This is a genomic window from Streptomyces sp. NPDC008121 (genome assembly GCF_042957155.1).
Lineage (GTDB): Bacteria > Actinomycetota > Actinomycetes > Streptomycetales > Streptomycetaceae > Streptomyces.
In genome coordinates this window covers 367,725-381,482 of the sequence record NZ_JBIBHT010000009.1, presented here as the reverse complement: position 1 = coordinate 381,482, position 13,758 = coordinate 367,725, and the positions used below count along the sequence as shown (strand labels likewise).

Below are 13,758 nucleotides of genomic sequence, written 5' to 3'. Positions count from 1 at the left end.
CCCCGCGATCACCGAGGGTCACCGCCGCCGGATCGTGTACTTCTCCTTCGTCGCGCACGCTCTGCGCAGGTACGATGCCCCTCGGTGCGGTCATATCCCGTCCGCGAGAAGGCGGTTCTGTACGGCTTCCGGCGGGCGACCGCCCGCCGGGACGGCAACGGGGGCACGTTTTGTGGGGGACCCGATGGACATCGGCACGCGGGGCGGACAGGCCCCTGCCGAGCTCGCCTGGCTGCGGGGAGTCGACGCCTACACGATGGGCGCCTACCCCCAGGCGGAGGAAGAGTTCCGGACAGCGGTACGCGTCGATCCGGGCATGGCGGACGGCTGGCTCGGGTTACACGCGCTGCGGGTGGACACCACCACCGCGCTGCTGCGGATGTACCGCAACCGCGACCGGTTCGGCGAACAGCGCGCCCGCCACCGCCGGACGCTGAACTCCTGGTACTGGCTGGGCTGGTGGGTCCAGCCCGTCCTGGAGACCCCGCGCGATCTGCTGCTCGCCCACGCCTCGCACTGGCTGGACGGACGCCATGTGCCGGAGCTGGACCGGGCGCTCGCGGGGCTGCCGCCCGTCGACACCGACCCGCAGGTCCGCTTCCTGCACGCCTGCCGCTCGTACCTCGTCAAGGACTGGGACCAGCTGGTCCGGCACACCGAGCCGCTGGTGGACGACCCCCTGCTCGGGATCGAGGCGGGGCTCTTCGGCGGGATGGCCCGCGTCCGGCTCGAGATGTTCGGCCAGGCGGAGCCGCTGCTCTCGGCGGCCCTCATGCGCTGCCGCAGCGAGCAGCCCCAGCGCAAGGAACTGCGCTACTGGCTGGCCAGGGCCCACGAGGGCACCGGCCGCAGCGCCGCCGCCCTCCCCCTCTACCGCGCCGTGCACCGCATCGACCCGGCCTTCATGGACACGGCCGCCCGGCTGGCCGCGATCGCGGAGTACGACGGCTTCGACGGGACCGAGGACCCCTCCGGGCTCGCCTCGGTCGCCCTCGGCGGGCTCGGCCAGGACGCGGCGGACGCCGCGCAGACCACCGACCCCGACGGGCCGGCCGCCGACGGCCTCCGGCTGGGGACGGAGCCCCCGGCCCCCTCCGCCCCGGCCCCGCCCGCCGGACCCGCCGGACCGCCGGAACCCGCGCACGGCAGGCGGCAGAAGACGTCCCTCCCGCCGCAGCCGATGCCCCCACGCTTCCCCGCCAGCCCCACCGACCCCGCCCTGCTCGCCGAAGCGCTCGCGGAGCTGGAGCGCATGGTCGGCATGGAGCCGGTGAAACGCCAGGTCAAAGCGTTGTCGGCGCAGCTGGAGATGGCCCGGCTGCGCGCCGGGCAGGGCCTGCCCGTCCAGCCGCCGAAACGTCACTTTGTCTTCTCGGGCCCCTCGGGCACCGGGAAGACGACGGTCGCCCGGATCCTGGGACGGGTCTTCTACGCACTGGGGCTGCTGGGCGGCGACCATCTGGTGGAGGCCCAGCGGGCGGACCTCGTGGGCGAGTTCCTGGGCCAGACGGCGGTCAAGGCGAACGAACTCATCGACTCGGCGGTGGGCGGCGTCCTCTTCGTCGACGAGGCGTACTCCCTCTCCAACACCGGCTACAGCAAGGGCGACGCGTACGGCGACGAGGCCCTGCAAGTCCTGCTCAAGCGGGCGGAGGACAACCGCGACCACCTGGTGGTGATCCTGGCCGGCTACCCCGAGGGCATGGACCGGCTGCTCGCCACCAACCCCGGACTCTCCTCGCGCTTCACCACCCGGGTCGACTTCCCCTCGTACCGGCCGCTGGAACTCACCGCGATCGGCGAGGTCCTGGCGGCGTCGAACGGCGACGGCTGGGACGAGGAGGCGCTGGACGAGCTGCGGTCGATCAGCGGGCACGTCGTCGACCAGGGCTGGATCGACGAACTCGGCAACGGCCGGTTCCTGCGCACGCTGTACGAGAAGTCCTGCGCCTACCGCGACCTCCGCCTCGCGGGCTATCCGGGAAACCCGACCCGCGCGGACCTGGCCACGCTCCGGCTGGCCGACCTGATGCAGGCCTACGGCGAGGTCCTGTCGGGCCGCGGCCCGTCGGCCCGGGGCTCCCAGGAGCCGCCGGGCTTCTGACGGCGACGGGGGCGCCGCCGGCCGGGAACCTCGCCAGGCGCCCGGCCGGACGGCCCCGCCCCCGTCGGCTCGTCACCCGGTCAGAACCCCCGCCGGGCGCTCCGGACGGCTCTCCGGGCGGGGCTCGGTCAGGCGGGGAGCCGTCGGCGCGGGAGTGCGGTGGGCCGGGTCGCGGACCTCGCCGACCAGCATCTCCAGGACGTCCTCCAGGGCCACCAGGCCCAGGATCCGGCCCGAGCCGTCGGAGACCTGGGCGAGATGGGTGGCCGCCCGGCGCATCACGGTCAGCGCGTCGTCCAGCGGCAGCTCGGCGCGGACCGTCGCCATCGGGCGCCAGACGTGCTGCGGCACCGCCCGCTCGCGCTCCTCCAGGTCGAGGACGTCCTTGACGTGCACGAAGCCCATGTACGTCCCGCGGCCCTCCGCGCACACCGGGAAACGGGAGAAGCCGGTGCGGACGGTCAGCTCCTCGATCTCGCGCGGGGTGACCGCGGGGGTGACCGTCACCAGCCCCGCCGGGGCGATGAGGACGTCCGTCACCGGGCGGCTGCCCAGTTCGAGGGCGTCCTCCAGGCGCTCCTGCTCGGCCGGTTCGAGGAGTCCGGCCAGACCGGCGTCCTCCACCAGGCGTCCGAGCTGGGCGCTGGTGAAGACGGCCTCCACCTCGTCCTTCGGCTCCACCTTGAAGGCGCGCAGCACCAGCCGGGAGCAGGCGCCCAGCGCGCGGGTCACCGGACGGCAGAGCCGGGCGAAGCCGACCAGGGCGGGCGCGAGCCAGAGCGCCGTCCGTTCGGGGGCCGCCATCGCGAGGTTCTTGGGCACCATCTCGCCGATGACGAGGTGGAGGAAGACGACCGCGGCCAGCGCCAGGACGTACCCCAGCGGATGGATCAGGCCCTCCGGCACCCGCAGGAGGTGGAAGACGGGTTCGAGCAGCCGGGCCACGGTCGGTTCGGCGACCGCGCCGAGCGTCAACGAGCAGACGGTGATGCCGAACTGGGCCGCCGCCATCATCTGGGGCAGGTTCTCCAGGCCGTACAGCACCTGACGGGCCCGCTTGCCGCCGAGCGGCTCGATCTGGCTGCGGCGTACGGAGACGAGCGCGAACTCGGCGCCGACGAAGAAGCCGTTGGCCACCACGAGGAGGACGGCGAACAGCAGGGGGAGCAGGCTCATCGGACCGCCTCCGCGGCGAGGGGCAGCTCCGCGGTGCGCACGATCCGTACGCGCTCGGCCCGATAGCGGTCGACCTGCCGTACGGAGAGCCGCCAGCCGGGCAGCTCCGCACGGTCGCCGGGGGCCGGGATCCGGCCGAGGAGATCGGCGACGAGCCCGGCGACCGTCTCGTACGGTCCGTCGGGCACGTCGAGGCCTATCCGGTGCAGGGTGTGGACCCGGCAGGAGCCGTCGGCGTCCCAGGCGGGCCGGCCGTCCTCGGCGGGGGCGGTGGCCAGCTCGGGCCGCTCGTCGGCGGCGAGGTCGTGCTCGTCGCGGACCTCGCCGACCAGCTCTTCCACGATGTCCTCCAGGGTGACGACGCCGGCGGTGCCGCCGTACTCGTCGACGACGACGGCGATCGGCTGCTCGCGCCGCAGCCGCTCCAGGAGCGTCTGGGCCTGGAGGGTCTCGGGGACGAGCAGCGGCGGGACCGCGATCCGGGCGACGGGGGTGCGCGGCCGGTCGTCCGGGGGGACGCCGAGCGCGTCCTTGAGGTGGACCATGCCGACGATCTCGTCGATCCGTTCGCGGTAGACCGGGAAGCGGGAGAGACCGGTGGCGCGGGTGAGGTTGAGGACGTCCGCCGCGGTGGCGTCGGTCCGGAGGGCGCTCATCTTCACCCGGGGGGTCATGACGTGCTGCGCGGTGAGCCCGCCCAGGGTCAGGGTCCGGACGAAGAGGTCGGCCGTGTCCTGTTCCAGCGCGCCCGCGCGGGCGGAGTGCCGGGCCAGCGAGACCAGCTCGCCGGGGGTGCGCGCGGAGTCCAGCTCGTCGGTGGGCTCGACGCCCAGGAGCCGTACCAGCCGGTTGGCGACCCTGTTGAGCAGGGAGATCACCGGGCGGAAGACGGTCGAGAAGAGGTGCTGCGGGCCGGCCACGAACCGGGCCACCTGGAGCGGCCGCGAGACCGCCCAGTTCTTGGGCACCAGCTCGCCGAGCACCATCTGGACGGCGGAGGCGAGCAGCATGCCGATGCCGACGGCGATGCCGGGGACGGCGCCCTCGGGCAGGCCGGTCCAGGTCAGGGGCGCGTCGAGGAGCCGGGCGAGCGCGGGCTCGGCGAGCATGCCGACGACGAGCGAGGTGAGGGTGATGCCGAGCTGGGTGCCGGAGAGCTGGAAGGACAGCTCGCGCAGGGCCTTGACGACCGTGCGGGCGCGTCGGTCACCGGCGGCCGCGGCCCGTTCGGCGTCGGGGCGTTCGACGGTGACGAGGCCGAACTCGGCCGCCACGAAGAAGCCGTTGGCGAGGATCAGAAGGAATGCCGCGGTGAGCAGCAGAAGCGGGATGATCATGCCGCCGCCTCCGTGGAGGTGGCGGCGCGGGTACTACCGGACGATCCGTCCATTGCTGGAGGGAGTCACTCCTCGGGTCGCAGGGAGGCCTCGCGGCCGCCGATGGCGGCCGTGCACGTGCGAGGCGGCGGTGCCGCTCGGCACCACCGCCTCCAGAGTAATCACGCCGGCCGGGCGCGGGGCAGGGGGTCTGCCCCCGTTTGGGCGACTCAGGCCGTCTCCGGGCCGGCGCCGCGGGCGTCCGCCAGGGCCCGCAGCGCGCGGGCGTCGCGGATGGCCTGCTGCTTGGCGATGCCGGGCTGGATGCCGAGCGCCGGCATGCTCGTGCCGTCGCTCAGGTCCAGGAAGACCCAGGGGTCGCCGGGCCGCAGATTGACCCGCAGGATCTCGGCCCACGCCAGTCGGCGCGTCCGGGTGATGTTGACGACGGTGACGCCGTTCTTGTCGGCGACGACCTTGGGCCGGCTGAGCAGCATGAGGACGCCGAGGAAGAGCGCCGCCGTGAAGACGAAGCTGATCCGCTCCCCCGGGCCGAGCTTCTCCAGCATCAGCGCGACGGCGGTGATCACGGCGAACATCACCGTGCCCACGGTCAGCAGCACCGCGCGGGTGCGGCCCGGCCGGAAGGTGACCGGGAGGGAGGGCGTCGCCGGCTCGGACATCACGCTGTTCCTTCGTACCTGGGTGCGGTGGGGTGCGGTGCCGGGCCGTCAGAGGCGGCAGGCGTGGATGGCCGTCGTCAGGATGGCGCGGGCACCCAGTTCGTACAGGTCGTCCATGATCCGCTGCGCCTCCTTGGCCGGGACCATCGCCCGGACGGCGACCCAGCCCTCGTTGTGCAGCGGGGAGATCGTCGGCGACTCCAGGCCGGGGGTGAGGGCGACGGCCTGCTCCAGGTGCTCGGCGCGGCAGTCGTAGTCCATCATCACGTACGAGCGGGCGACCAGGACGCCCTGGAGACGGCGCAGGAACTGCTGCACCTGCGCGTGGTCCGCGTCGGCGCCGTTGCGCCGGATGACGACGGCCTCGGACTTCAGGATGGGCTCGCCGATGACCTCGAGGCCGGCGTTGCGCAGGCTGGTGCCGGTCTCCACGACGTCCGCGATGATCTGGGCGACGCCCAGCTGGATCGCGGTCTCGACGGCGCCGTCGAGGTGGACGACGGAGGCGTCGATGCCCTGGTCGGCGAGGTGCTTGGCGACGATGCCCTCGTACGAGGTCGCGATGGTCATGCCGCCGAAGTCCTCGGGGCCCTTCGCGGTGCCCGGACGGGTGGCGTAACGGAACGTCGAGCGGCCGAAGTTCAGCGGGAGGATCTCCTCCGCGTTGGCTCCGGAGTCCAGCAGCAGGTCGCGGCCGGTGATGCCGATGTCCAGCTTGCCGGAGGCGACGTAGATCGCGATGTCCTTCGGCCGCAGGTAGAAGAACTCGACCTCGTTGTCGGGGTCGATGACGACGAGTTCCTTGGACTCCTTGCGCTGGCGGTAGCCGGCCTCATGGAGCATCTCCGACGCAGGTCCGGAGAGGGAACCCTTGTTGGGAACGGCGATGCGCAGCATGGGAGTGGCTTCCTTTGCCTGGGAGTGTGCCTGGGACTTCGCGGGCGGTGCGGTGTGGTGCGCTCGGGTCCGGTACGGCCGAGGGCCGGCGGATCAGAGGTGGGCGTAGACGTCGTCGAGCGAGATCCCGCGGGCGACCATCATCACCTGGACGTGGTACAGCAGCTGCGAGATCTCCTCGGCGGCGGCTTCCTTGCCCTCGTACTCGGCGGCCATCCAGACCTCGGCGGCCTCCTCGACGACCTTCTTGCCGATGGCATGGACACCCTTGTCCACCAGTTCCGCGGTGCGGGAAGTGGCCGGGTCGCCGTTCTCGGCCTTGAGCTTGAGCTCGGCGAAGAGCTCTTCGAAGGTTTTGTTCGCCATGATGGTCCTAAGAGTACGGGGTGAGGGTCACGCACTCAGCGCCAGGGTTCGCTGACCGTGCGCAGCGTGGTCGCGGTGGCGACGGCGGCGGTGACGGCCTCGTGGCCCTTGTCCTCGTTCGAGCCTTCGAGGCCGGCCCGGTCGAGGGCCTGCTCCTCGTTGTCCACGGTCAGGACGCCGAAGCCGACGGGTACGCCGGTGTCGATCGAGACCTGGGTGAGGCCGTGGGTGACGCCCTGGCACACGTACTCGAAGTGCGGCGTTCCGCCGCGGATGACGACGCCGAGGGCGACGATGGCATCGTAGCCGCGTCCGGCGAGGACCTTCGCCACCACGGGCAGCTCGAAGCTGCCGGGCACGCGGAGCAGGGTCGGCTCGTCGATGCCCAGCTCGTGCAGGGCGCGGAGCGCGCCGTCGACGAGTCCGTCCATGATCTTCTCGTGCCACTGCGCCGCGATGACCGCGACCCGAAGGTCGCCGCAGTTCTTCACGCTGAGGACGGGTGCGCCCTTGCCGCTCATGTCTCTCCTTGCTCGGTACGGGTGACGTGCTGGTGGTTACTGGTTGGCGCAGGTGGAGGCGGGGACGCCGTCCAGCCACGGGAGGTCGTGTCCCATCCGGTCCCGCTTGGTGCGGAGGTAGCGGAGGTTGTGCTCGCCCGCCTGGACCGGCATCGGCTCGCGGCCCTCGACCGTGAGGCCGTAGCGGGTGAGGGCGGAGATCTTCTCGGGGTTGTTGGTCATCAGCCGCAGGCTGTGGACCCCGAGGTCGACGAGGATCTGCGCCCCGGCCGCGTAGTCGCGGGCGTCGGCGGGCAGGCCCAGCTCCAGATTGGCGTCCAGGGTGTCGCGGCCGCGCTCCTGGAGCTCGTACGCGCGCAGCTTGGACAGCAGGCCGATGCCCCGGCCCTCGTGGCCGCGGAGGTAGACGACGACGCCGCGGCCGGCCTCGGTGATCCGGTCCATGGAGGCCTGCAGCTGGGGGCCGCAGTCGCAGCGCAGCGAGTGGAAGATGTCGCCGGTGAGGCATTCGGAGTGGACCCGGACGAGGACGTCCTCGCCCTCGCCGATCTCGCCGTGGACGAGGGCGACGTGCTCGACGCCGTCGACGGTCGAGCGGTAGCCGTACGCGGTGAAGTCGCCGTGCGCGGTGGGGAGCCGGACCTCGGCCTCGCGGCGGACGGTCGGCTCGGCGGAGCGGCGGTAGGCGACGAGGTCCTCGATCGAGATGATCGTGAGGCCGTGCTTGCGGGCGAACGGGACGAGCTCGGGCAGGCGCAGCATCACGCCGTCCTCGCCGGCGATCTCGACGATGGCTCCGGCCGGGCGCAGGCCCGCGAGCCGGGCGAGGTCGACCGCTGCCTCGGTGTGGCCGTTGCGGACGAGGACGCCGCCGTCCCGGGCGCGCAGCGGGAAGATGTGGCCGGGGCGGACGAAGTCGGACGGCTCGTACGTCCCGGTGGCCAGCATGCGCAGGGTGGTGGCGCGGTCGGCGGCGGAGATGCCGGTGGTGACGCCGTGGGCGGGGGACGCGTCGACGGAGACGGTGAAGGCCGTGCGCATCGACTCGGTGTTGTGCTCGACCATCTGCGGGAGCTGGAGGCGCTCCAGTTCGTCGTCCTCCATGGGGGCGCAGATGAGGCCGCGGCACTCGCTCATCATGAAGGCGACGATCTCGGGGGTGGCCTTCTCGGCGGCGATGACGAGGTCGCCCTCGTTCTCGCGGTCCTCGTCGTCGACGACGACGACGGGCCGGCCGGCGGCGATGTCGCGGATGGCCTGCTCGACGGGGTCGAGGGAGAGGTCGGTGGCGTCCCAGGGCGGAAGGGCGCTGACGGGGTGGCTCATGCGTGTGCTCCTTCCAGAGCCGAGGGAGCGGTGCGCGTCCGGAGCCACCAGTCGCGCATGCCCCAGATGACGAGGGCGAAGTAGATCACGTAGACCAGGCCGGAGAAGGCGAGGCCGCTGTTGAAGGCGAGGGGGACGCCGACCAGGTCGACGAGGAGCCAGGCGAACCAGAACTCGACCAGGCCGCGGGCCTGGGCGACCATCGCGACGAGCGTGCCGACGAAGATGTACGCGTCGGCCCAGGGGCTCCAGGAGAGCGACGGGTAGAGGGTGAAGAGGCCGCCGACCGCGAGGGTGCCGGCCACGGCGCCGCCGAGGAGCAGGCCGCGCTCCTTCCAGGTGGCGAAGCGGACGGCGATGGAGCCGTCCTGGGCCTGCTGCCGGCCGCGGTTCCACTGCCACCAGCCCCAGGCGGCGACGCCGATGACGAGGAGCTGCTTGCCGACGCCGCCGCTGAGGTGGGCGGAGGCGTAGGCGCCGACCAGGATGACGCCGGAGAGGAGCTGCGCGGGCCAGGTGAGGATGGAGCGTCGCCAGCCGAGCGCGAGGGCGATCAGGCCGATCGTGTTGCCGATCATGTCGGACCACATGATGTGCTGACCGAAGGCGGTGAAGGCCTCGGAGTTGAGCCAGCTCACGTCAGGTTCTCCTTGGCTTCGGTGCCGAGCAGCCGCTCGACGTACTTGGCGATGACGTCGACCTCGAGGTTCACGGGGGCGCCGCTCTGCTTGATGCCGAGCGTGGTGAGGGCGAGGGTGGTGGGGATGAGGCTGATGGTGAACCAGTCGTCCCCGACCTCGACGACGGTGAGGCTGACGCCGTCGACCGTGATGGAGCCCTTCTCGACGACGTAGCGGGCGAGGTGGGCGGGCAGGCCGACCTTGACGATCTCCCAGTGCTCGGACGGGGTGCGCTCGAGCACCGTGCCGGTGCCGTCGACGTGGCCCTGGACGATGTGTCCGCCGAGGCGGTCGCCGACGGCCATGGGGCGCTCCAGGTTGACCCGGGAGCCCACGTCGAGGGCTCCGAGCGAGGAGCGCTTGAGCGTCTCCGCCATCACGTCGGCGGTGAACTCCCCGTCGCCGAACTCGACGACCGTGAGACAGACACCGTTGACGGCGATGGAGTCGCCGTGCTTGGCGCCTTCCGTGACCAGGGGGCCGCGCAGTCGGAAGCGGGAGGCGTCCTCCAGCTGCTCGACGGCGGTGACCTCGCCCAGTTCTTCGACGATTCCGGTGAACACGGTCAGGCTCCCTTGAGGGTGGCGGTGATACGGAGGTCGGGGCCGATGCGGACGGTCTCGGTGACATCGAGCCGCAACGCGTCGGAGATGGTGGTGATTCCGGCGTCGGCGAGGGCCTGGGGCCCGGCGCCGAGGAGGACCGGGGCGAGGTAGCCGACGACCTGGTCGACGGCTCCCGCGGCGACGAAGGCGCCCGCGAGGGTGGGGCCGCCTTCGAGGAGGACGGAGCGGACGCCCTGCTGGTGGAGCATGGCGAGGAGTTCCGGGATGACGAGGCCGCCGCCGGGGGCGCGGGGCAGCCACCAGGTCTCGGGGAAGTGGAGGGTCTCCTCCGGAAGGAGGTCCTCGGCCACGGCGATCACGGTGCGGGCCGCGTCGTTGAGGACCCGGGCGCCGGGCTTCACGGCGTCGGCGTGGGTGTCGACGACGAGGCGCAGCGGCTGGACGGCGCCCTCGATGCCGCGTACGGCCAGATGGGGGTCGTCGGCGCGGGCGGTGCCGGAACCGACGACGACGGCGTCGGACTCGGCGCGCAGACGGTGGACGTCGGCGCGGGACTCGGCGGAGGTGATCCAGCGGGAGCTGCCGTCGGCGGCGGCGATCCGGCCGTCGAGGGTGGCGGCGTACTTCCACCGGACGAAGGGGCGGCCGCGGCGTACGGAGGTGAGCCAGGCGAGGTTGCCCGCCTCGGCCTCGTCCGCGAGGAGGCCTTCGACGACCTCGACGCCGGCCGCTCGGAGGGTGTCCGCACCACCCATGGCCTGCGGGTTCGGGTCGCCGACGGCGTACACGACCCGGCTGATCCCGGCCTCGACGAGGGCCTGGGCGCAGGGGCCGGTGCGGCCGGTGTGGTTGCAGGGTTCGAGGGTGACGTAGGCGGTGCCGCCGCGGGCGAGGACGCCGGCGTGGAGCAGGGCGTGGATCTCGGCGTGCGGGCCGCCGGCGTGCTGATGGAAGCCCTCGCCCACCTGGTGGCCGGAGGCGTCGAGGATGACGCAGCCGACGACCGGGTTGGGGCTGGTGGAGCCGAGTCCGCGGGCGGCGAGCTCGACGGCTCGGCGCATGGCGTTCACATCGGCTGGCGTGGCCACCGGGTCCTCCTGCCTCTTCGGGCACGGACTCCGGGGCCTGTCGATGTCGACAGAGAGCGGGGACAACGCCTCACGGGGGGACACCGAGGCCGAATACACCGGTCGCCCGGCACGCCGGCGGACCGGCTGCGGCGACCAGCGGAAAACGGCCGGCGCGCCCGTGAAGGGGTCGCCCGCCGCGCACTGCCTCCCATCCGGACTTTCACCGTCGGTCCAGGAATCTCACCTGGTCAACCGGCCGCTGGCTGCGGACGGGTCGCGGACTATACCGCCGGTTCGGAATTACACCGACCCCGGAGTGCGCTGCTGCTGATACAGGGCCAGTGTGCCACGGCCGCTCGTCGGCCATGCGGGTGATGCCCTGTGGGCTGGCTCACAAGGCGCGCGTTCTCCCCACTTCGGCACCACTTTGGTCCAGACCTATTGACGCACTGGTCTAGTCCTCTTAATCTCCGTGTCACCTCCGAGGTACCGCCCGCCGGTGTGCGCACTCCACGGGCCCAACACGACCCACCCCTTTGTTCGTTGTGTTCTCCCACCTCCCAGGAGGAACCGATCGTGCTGTCCCCCGCGAAGACGAGAGCCTCGCTGCTCGCATCCGGCGCGGCCGTCGCCGGACTGCTGATCAGCTCGCTCTCCGGCGGCGTCTCGTACGCCGCCGACAACGAGTCCTGTCGGCCGGACGGGCTGTACAAGACGCCCGGCGTCGACGTCCCGTACTGCTCGGTCTACGACACCGAGGGTCGCGAGAAGATGGGCGCGGACCACCAGCGCCGGGTCATCGGCTACTTCACCGGCTGGCGCACCGGCAAGAACGGCGAGCCCGCCTATCTCGCCGACGACATCCCGTGGGACAAGATCACCCACATCAACTACGCCTTCGGGCACATCGGTTCCGACAACAAGCTGTCGGTGGGCACGGACGGGCCGGAGAACGCGGCCACCGGGATGACCTGGCCCGGTGTCGCCGGCGCCGAGATGGACCCGGGCTTCGCCTACAAGGGCCACTTCAACCTGCTGAACAAGTTCAAGAAGCAGCACCCGGACGTCAAGACGCTGATCTCGGTCGGCGGCTGGGCCGAGACCGGCGGCTACTTCGCCGACAACGGAAGCCGGGTGAACTCCGGCGGCTTCTACTCGATGGCCACCAACGCCGACGGTTCGGTCAACCAGGCCGGGATCGACACGTTCGCGGACTCGGCCGTCGCCTTCATCAAGAAGTACGGCTTCAACGGCGTCGACATCGACTACGAGTACCCGACGACGATGAAGGACGCGGGCAACCCGCTCGACTGGCAGATCTCCAACGCCCGCCGGGCGGGTCTGGTCAAGGGCTACGACGCGCTGATGAAGTCGCTGCGCGAGAGGCTCGACCGGGCCGGCGCCGCCGACGGCAAGCACTACCTGCTCACCGTCGCCGCGCCGTCCTCGGGCTACCTGCTGCGCGGCATGGAGACGTACCAGAGCCAGAAGTACCTGGACTACGTCAACATCATGTCCTACGACCTGCACGGCGCCTGGAACGAGTACGTCGGCCCCAACGCCTCGCTCTTCGACGACGGCAAGGACGCCGAGCTGGCCGCCGCCAACGTCTACGGCTCCTCGCAGTACGGCGGCATCGGCTACCTCAACACCGACTGGGCGTACCACTACTTCCGCGGCTCCATGCCGGCCGGCCGGATCAACATCGGCCTGCCCTACTACACCCGCGGCCACAAGAACGTGCAGGGCGGCACGGACGGCCTGTGGGGCAAGGCGGCGGCCACCACCTGCCCGGCCGGGTCGGGCCTGACCAAGTGCGGCGACGGCGCCTCCGGCATCGACAACCTCTGGCACGACAAGGACACCAACGGTGTCGAGTCGCCCGCCGGCTCCAACCCGATGTGGCACGCCAAGAACCTCGAGAAGGGGATCGTCGGCGACTACGTCACCCGGTACGGCTTCCCGGCGAACACCACCCTGACCGGCACCTACGCCCGCAAGTACGACGCGACCCTGGTCGCGCCGTGGCTGTGGAACGCGCAGAAGAAGGTCTTCCTCTCCACCGAGGACGAGCAGTCGGTGGCGGCCAAGGCCGACTACGTCGTCGACCGGGGCATCGGCGGCACGATGATCTGGGAGATGGCGGGCGACTACGACTGGAACGCCGCCAAGGGCCAGTACGAGATGGGTGACACCCTCACCTCGCTGATGTACGACAAGTTCAAGGCAGCCACCCCGTACGGCGCCAAGAAGTCGAACGCCGCGCTGCCGACGAAGGCCGTGAACGTGGGCGTGGAGTTCACCGAGTTCAAGCTGGGCGACTCCAACTACCCGATCACCCCGAAGATCAAGATCACCAACAACACGGCCACCGCGCTGCCGGGCGGCACGGAGTTCCGGTTCGACTACGCGACGGCCGCGCCGGGCAACGCCTCGGACCAGTCGGGCTTCGGTACGAAGGTGATCAGCAGCGACCACACCGGCGGCAATGTCGGCGGCCTGAAGGGCGACTTCCACCGGGTGTCTCTGAAGCTCCCGGCCTGGCAGTCGCTGGCACCGGGCGCGACCGTGGACCTGGCGTTCAACTACTACCTGCCGGTTTCCACGCCCTCGAACTGGACGGTGAACATCAGCGGCACGACGTACGCGCTCGCCGGTGACCTGGCGCGCGGGACGACGGTGGTGGAGCCCGGGACGACCACCCCGCCCACGACCCCGCCCACCACCCCGCCGACGACTCCCCCGACCACGCCGCCGACCACGCCGCCGGGTGGCAGCTGCACGGCTCCGGCGTACGTGGCCGGCACGATCTACAACTCCGGCAACGAGGTCGCGCACAAGGGCCGCACGTGGAAGGCCCAGTGGTGGACCCAGAACGAGGAGCCGGGCACGACCGGCCAGTGGGGCGTCTGGAAGGACCTCGGCGCCTGCTGAACCCGCTGACGGCCCCCGGACGGCCGGACAGCAGGACGGTCTGAAGGCCGTCCGGCAGGACGGGGACGACCTCCCCCCCTCGAAACGCCCGGCGGCGGAATTCACGGCCCTTGCCGTCG

At 71.6% G+C, this 13,758-nt stretch carries 12 protein-coding genes and 1 riboswitch; of the genes, 2 read left to right on the top strand and 10 right to left on the bottom strand.

The annotated features are described in order from the left end of the window. The first annotated feature begins 184 nt into the window (after window positions 1–184). Window positions 185–2,104: an AAA family ATPase gene (locus ACFZBD_RS29150; RefSeq protein ID WP_391145185.1), complete on the top strand. Its 1,920-nt coding sequence runs from the start codon at window positions 185–187 to the stop codon at window positions 2,102–2,104. A gap of 72 nt (window positions 2,105–2,176) precedes the next feature. On the opposite strand, the gene ACFZBD_RS29145 is transcribed toward ACFZBD_RS29150, so the two are convergent. The 10 genes from ACFZBD_RS29145 to ribD all read right to left on the bottom strand — a co-directional run bounded on the left by ACFZBD_RS29145 (window position 2,177) and on the right by ribD (window position 10,723). Next, window positions 2,177–3,280: a CNNM domain-containing protein gene (locus ACFZBD_RS29145; RefSeq protein ID WP_391145182.1), complete on the bottom strand. Its 1,104-nt coding sequence runs from the start codon at window positions 3,278–3,280 to the stop codon at window positions 2,177–2,179. Continuing rightward, entirely contained in the window at window positions 3,277–4,617 is a 1,341-nt protein-coding gene (locus ACFZBD_RS29140) for a CNNM domain-containing protein (RefSeq protein WP_391145181.1), read from the bottom strand. Before ACFZBD_RS29140 ends, ACFZBD_RS29145 begins: the two co-directional genes overlap by 4 nt. A gap of 209 nt (window positions 4,618–4,826) precedes the next feature. Next, the gene (locus tag ACFZBD_RS29135) at window positions 4,827–5,279 is read right to left on the bottom strand and encodes a PH domain-containing protein (protein WP_391145178.1); all 453 of its coding nucleotides are present in this window, start codon (window positions 5,277–5,279) and stop codon (window positions 4,827–4,829) included. 48 nt (window positions 5,280–5,327) lie between these two features. Next, window positions 5,328–6,176, bottom strand: a complete 849-nt coding sequence (gene hisG / locus ACFZBD_RS29130; protein ID WP_391145175.1) for an ATP phosphoribosyltransferase — start codon at window positions 6,174–6,176, stop codon at window positions 5,328–5,330. Window positions 6,177–6,269: 93 nt separating this feature from the next. Beyond that, window positions 6,270–6,542 carry a phosphoribosyl-ATP diphosphatase gene (locus ACFZBD_RS29125; RefSeq protein ID WP_053643769.1) on the bottom strand — a complete coding sequence of 91 codons (273 nt, stop codon included), beginning with the start codon at window positions 6,540–6,542 and terminating at the stop codon, window positions 6,270–6,272. A 35-nt stretch (window positions 6,543–6,577) separates the two neighbouring features. Then, window positions 6,578–7,063 carry a 6,7-dimethyl-8-ribityllumazine synthase gene (gene ribH, locus ACFZBD_RS29120; protein WP_391145171.1) on the bottom strand — a complete coding sequence of 162 codons (486 nt, stop codon included), beginning with the start codon at window positions 7,061–7,063 and terminating at the stop codon, window positions 6,578–6,580. 36 nt (window positions 7,064–7,099) lie between these two features. Next, complete coding sequence (locus tag ACFZBD_RS29115; RefSeq protein WP_391145168.1) at window positions 7,100–8,389, bottom strand: bifunctional 3,4-dihydroxy-2-butanone-4-phosphate synthase/GTP cyclohydrolase II; 1,290 nt, start codon at window positions 8,387–8,389, stop codon at window positions 7,100–7,102. Beyond that, entirely contained in the window at window positions 8,386–8,979 is a 594-nt protein-coding gene (locus ACFZBD_RS29110) for a nicotinamide mononucleotide transporter (protein WP_391145360.1), read from the bottom strand. The genes ACFZBD_RS29115 and ACFZBD_RS29110 overlap by 4 nt, the downstream gene beginning before the upstream one ends. Before the next feature lie 44 nt (window positions 8,980–9,023). Next, complete coding sequence (locus ACFZBD_RS29105; RefSeq protein WP_391145166.1) at window positions 9,024–9,632, bottom strand: riboflavin synthase; 609 nt, start codon at window positions 9,630–9,632, stop codon at window positions 9,024–9,026. A gap of 2 nt (window positions 9,633–9,634) precedes the next feature. After that, a complete protein-coding gene (ribD, locus tag ACFZBD_RS29100; RefSeq protein ID WP_391145163.1) occupies window positions 9,635–10,723 on the bottom strand; it encodes a bifunctional diaminohydroxyphosphoribosylaminopyrimidine deaminase/5-amino-6-(5-phosphoribosylamino)uracil reductase RibD in 1,089 nt (362 codons plus the stop codon). 176 nt (window positions 10,724–10,899) lie between these two features. Then, window positions 10,900–11,029, bottom strand: a riboswitch (FMN riboswitch). A gap of 252 nt (window positions 11,030–11,281) precedes the next feature. On the opposite strand from ribD, the gene ACFZBD_RS29095 reads away from it, so the two are divergent. Continuing rightward, window positions 11,282–13,639, top strand: a complete 2,358-nt coding sequence (locus ACFZBD_RS29095; protein ID WP_391145161.1) for a chitinase C-terminal domain-containing protein — start codon at window positions 11,282–11,284, stop codon at window positions 13,637–13,639. Window positions 13,640–13,758: the final 119 nt, after the last annotated feature.

What these genes read in the sequence shown, in the direction of transcription:
- ACFZBD_RS29150 (WP_391145185.1), top strand. Translation starts at nt 185, where the DNA reads ATGGACATCGGCACGCGGGGCGGACAGGCCCCTGCCGAGCTCGCCTGG.
- ACFZBD_RS29145 (WP_391145182.1), bottom strand. Translation starts at nt 3,280, where the DNA reads ATGAGCCTGCTCCCCCTGCTGTTCGCCGTCCTCCTCGTGGTGGCCAAC.
- ACFZBD_RS29140 (WP_391145181.1), bottom strand. Translation starts at nt 4,617, where the DNA reads ATGATCATCCCGCTTCTGCTGCTCACCGCGGCATTCCTTCTGATCCTC.
- ACFZBD_RS29135 (WP_391145178.1), bottom strand. Translation starts at nt 5,279, where the DNA reads ATGTCCGAGCCGGCGACGCCCTCCCTCCCGGTCACCTTCCGGCCGGGC.
- hisG (WP_391145175.1), bottom strand. Translation starts at nt 6,176, where the DNA reads ATGCTGCGCATCGCCGTTCCCAACAAGGGTTCCCTCTCCGGACCTGCG.
- ACFZBD_RS29125 (WP_053643769.1), bottom strand. Translation starts at nt 6,542, where the DNA reads ATGGCGAACAAAACCTTCGAAGAGCTCTTCGCCGAGCTCAAGCTCAAG.
- ribH (WP_391145171.1), bottom strand. Translation starts at nt 7,063, where the DNA reads ATGAGCGGCAAGGGCGCACCCGTCCTCAGCGTGAAGAACTGCGGCGAC.
- ACFZBD_RS29115 (WP_391145168.1), bottom strand. Translation starts at nt 8,389, where the DNA reads ATGAGCCACCCCGTCAGCGCCCTTCCGCCCTGGGACGCCACCGACCTC.
- ACFZBD_RS29110 (WP_391145360.1), bottom strand. Translation starts at nt 8,979, where the DNA reads ATGTGGTCCGACATGATCGGCAACACGATCGGCCTGATCGCCCTCGCG.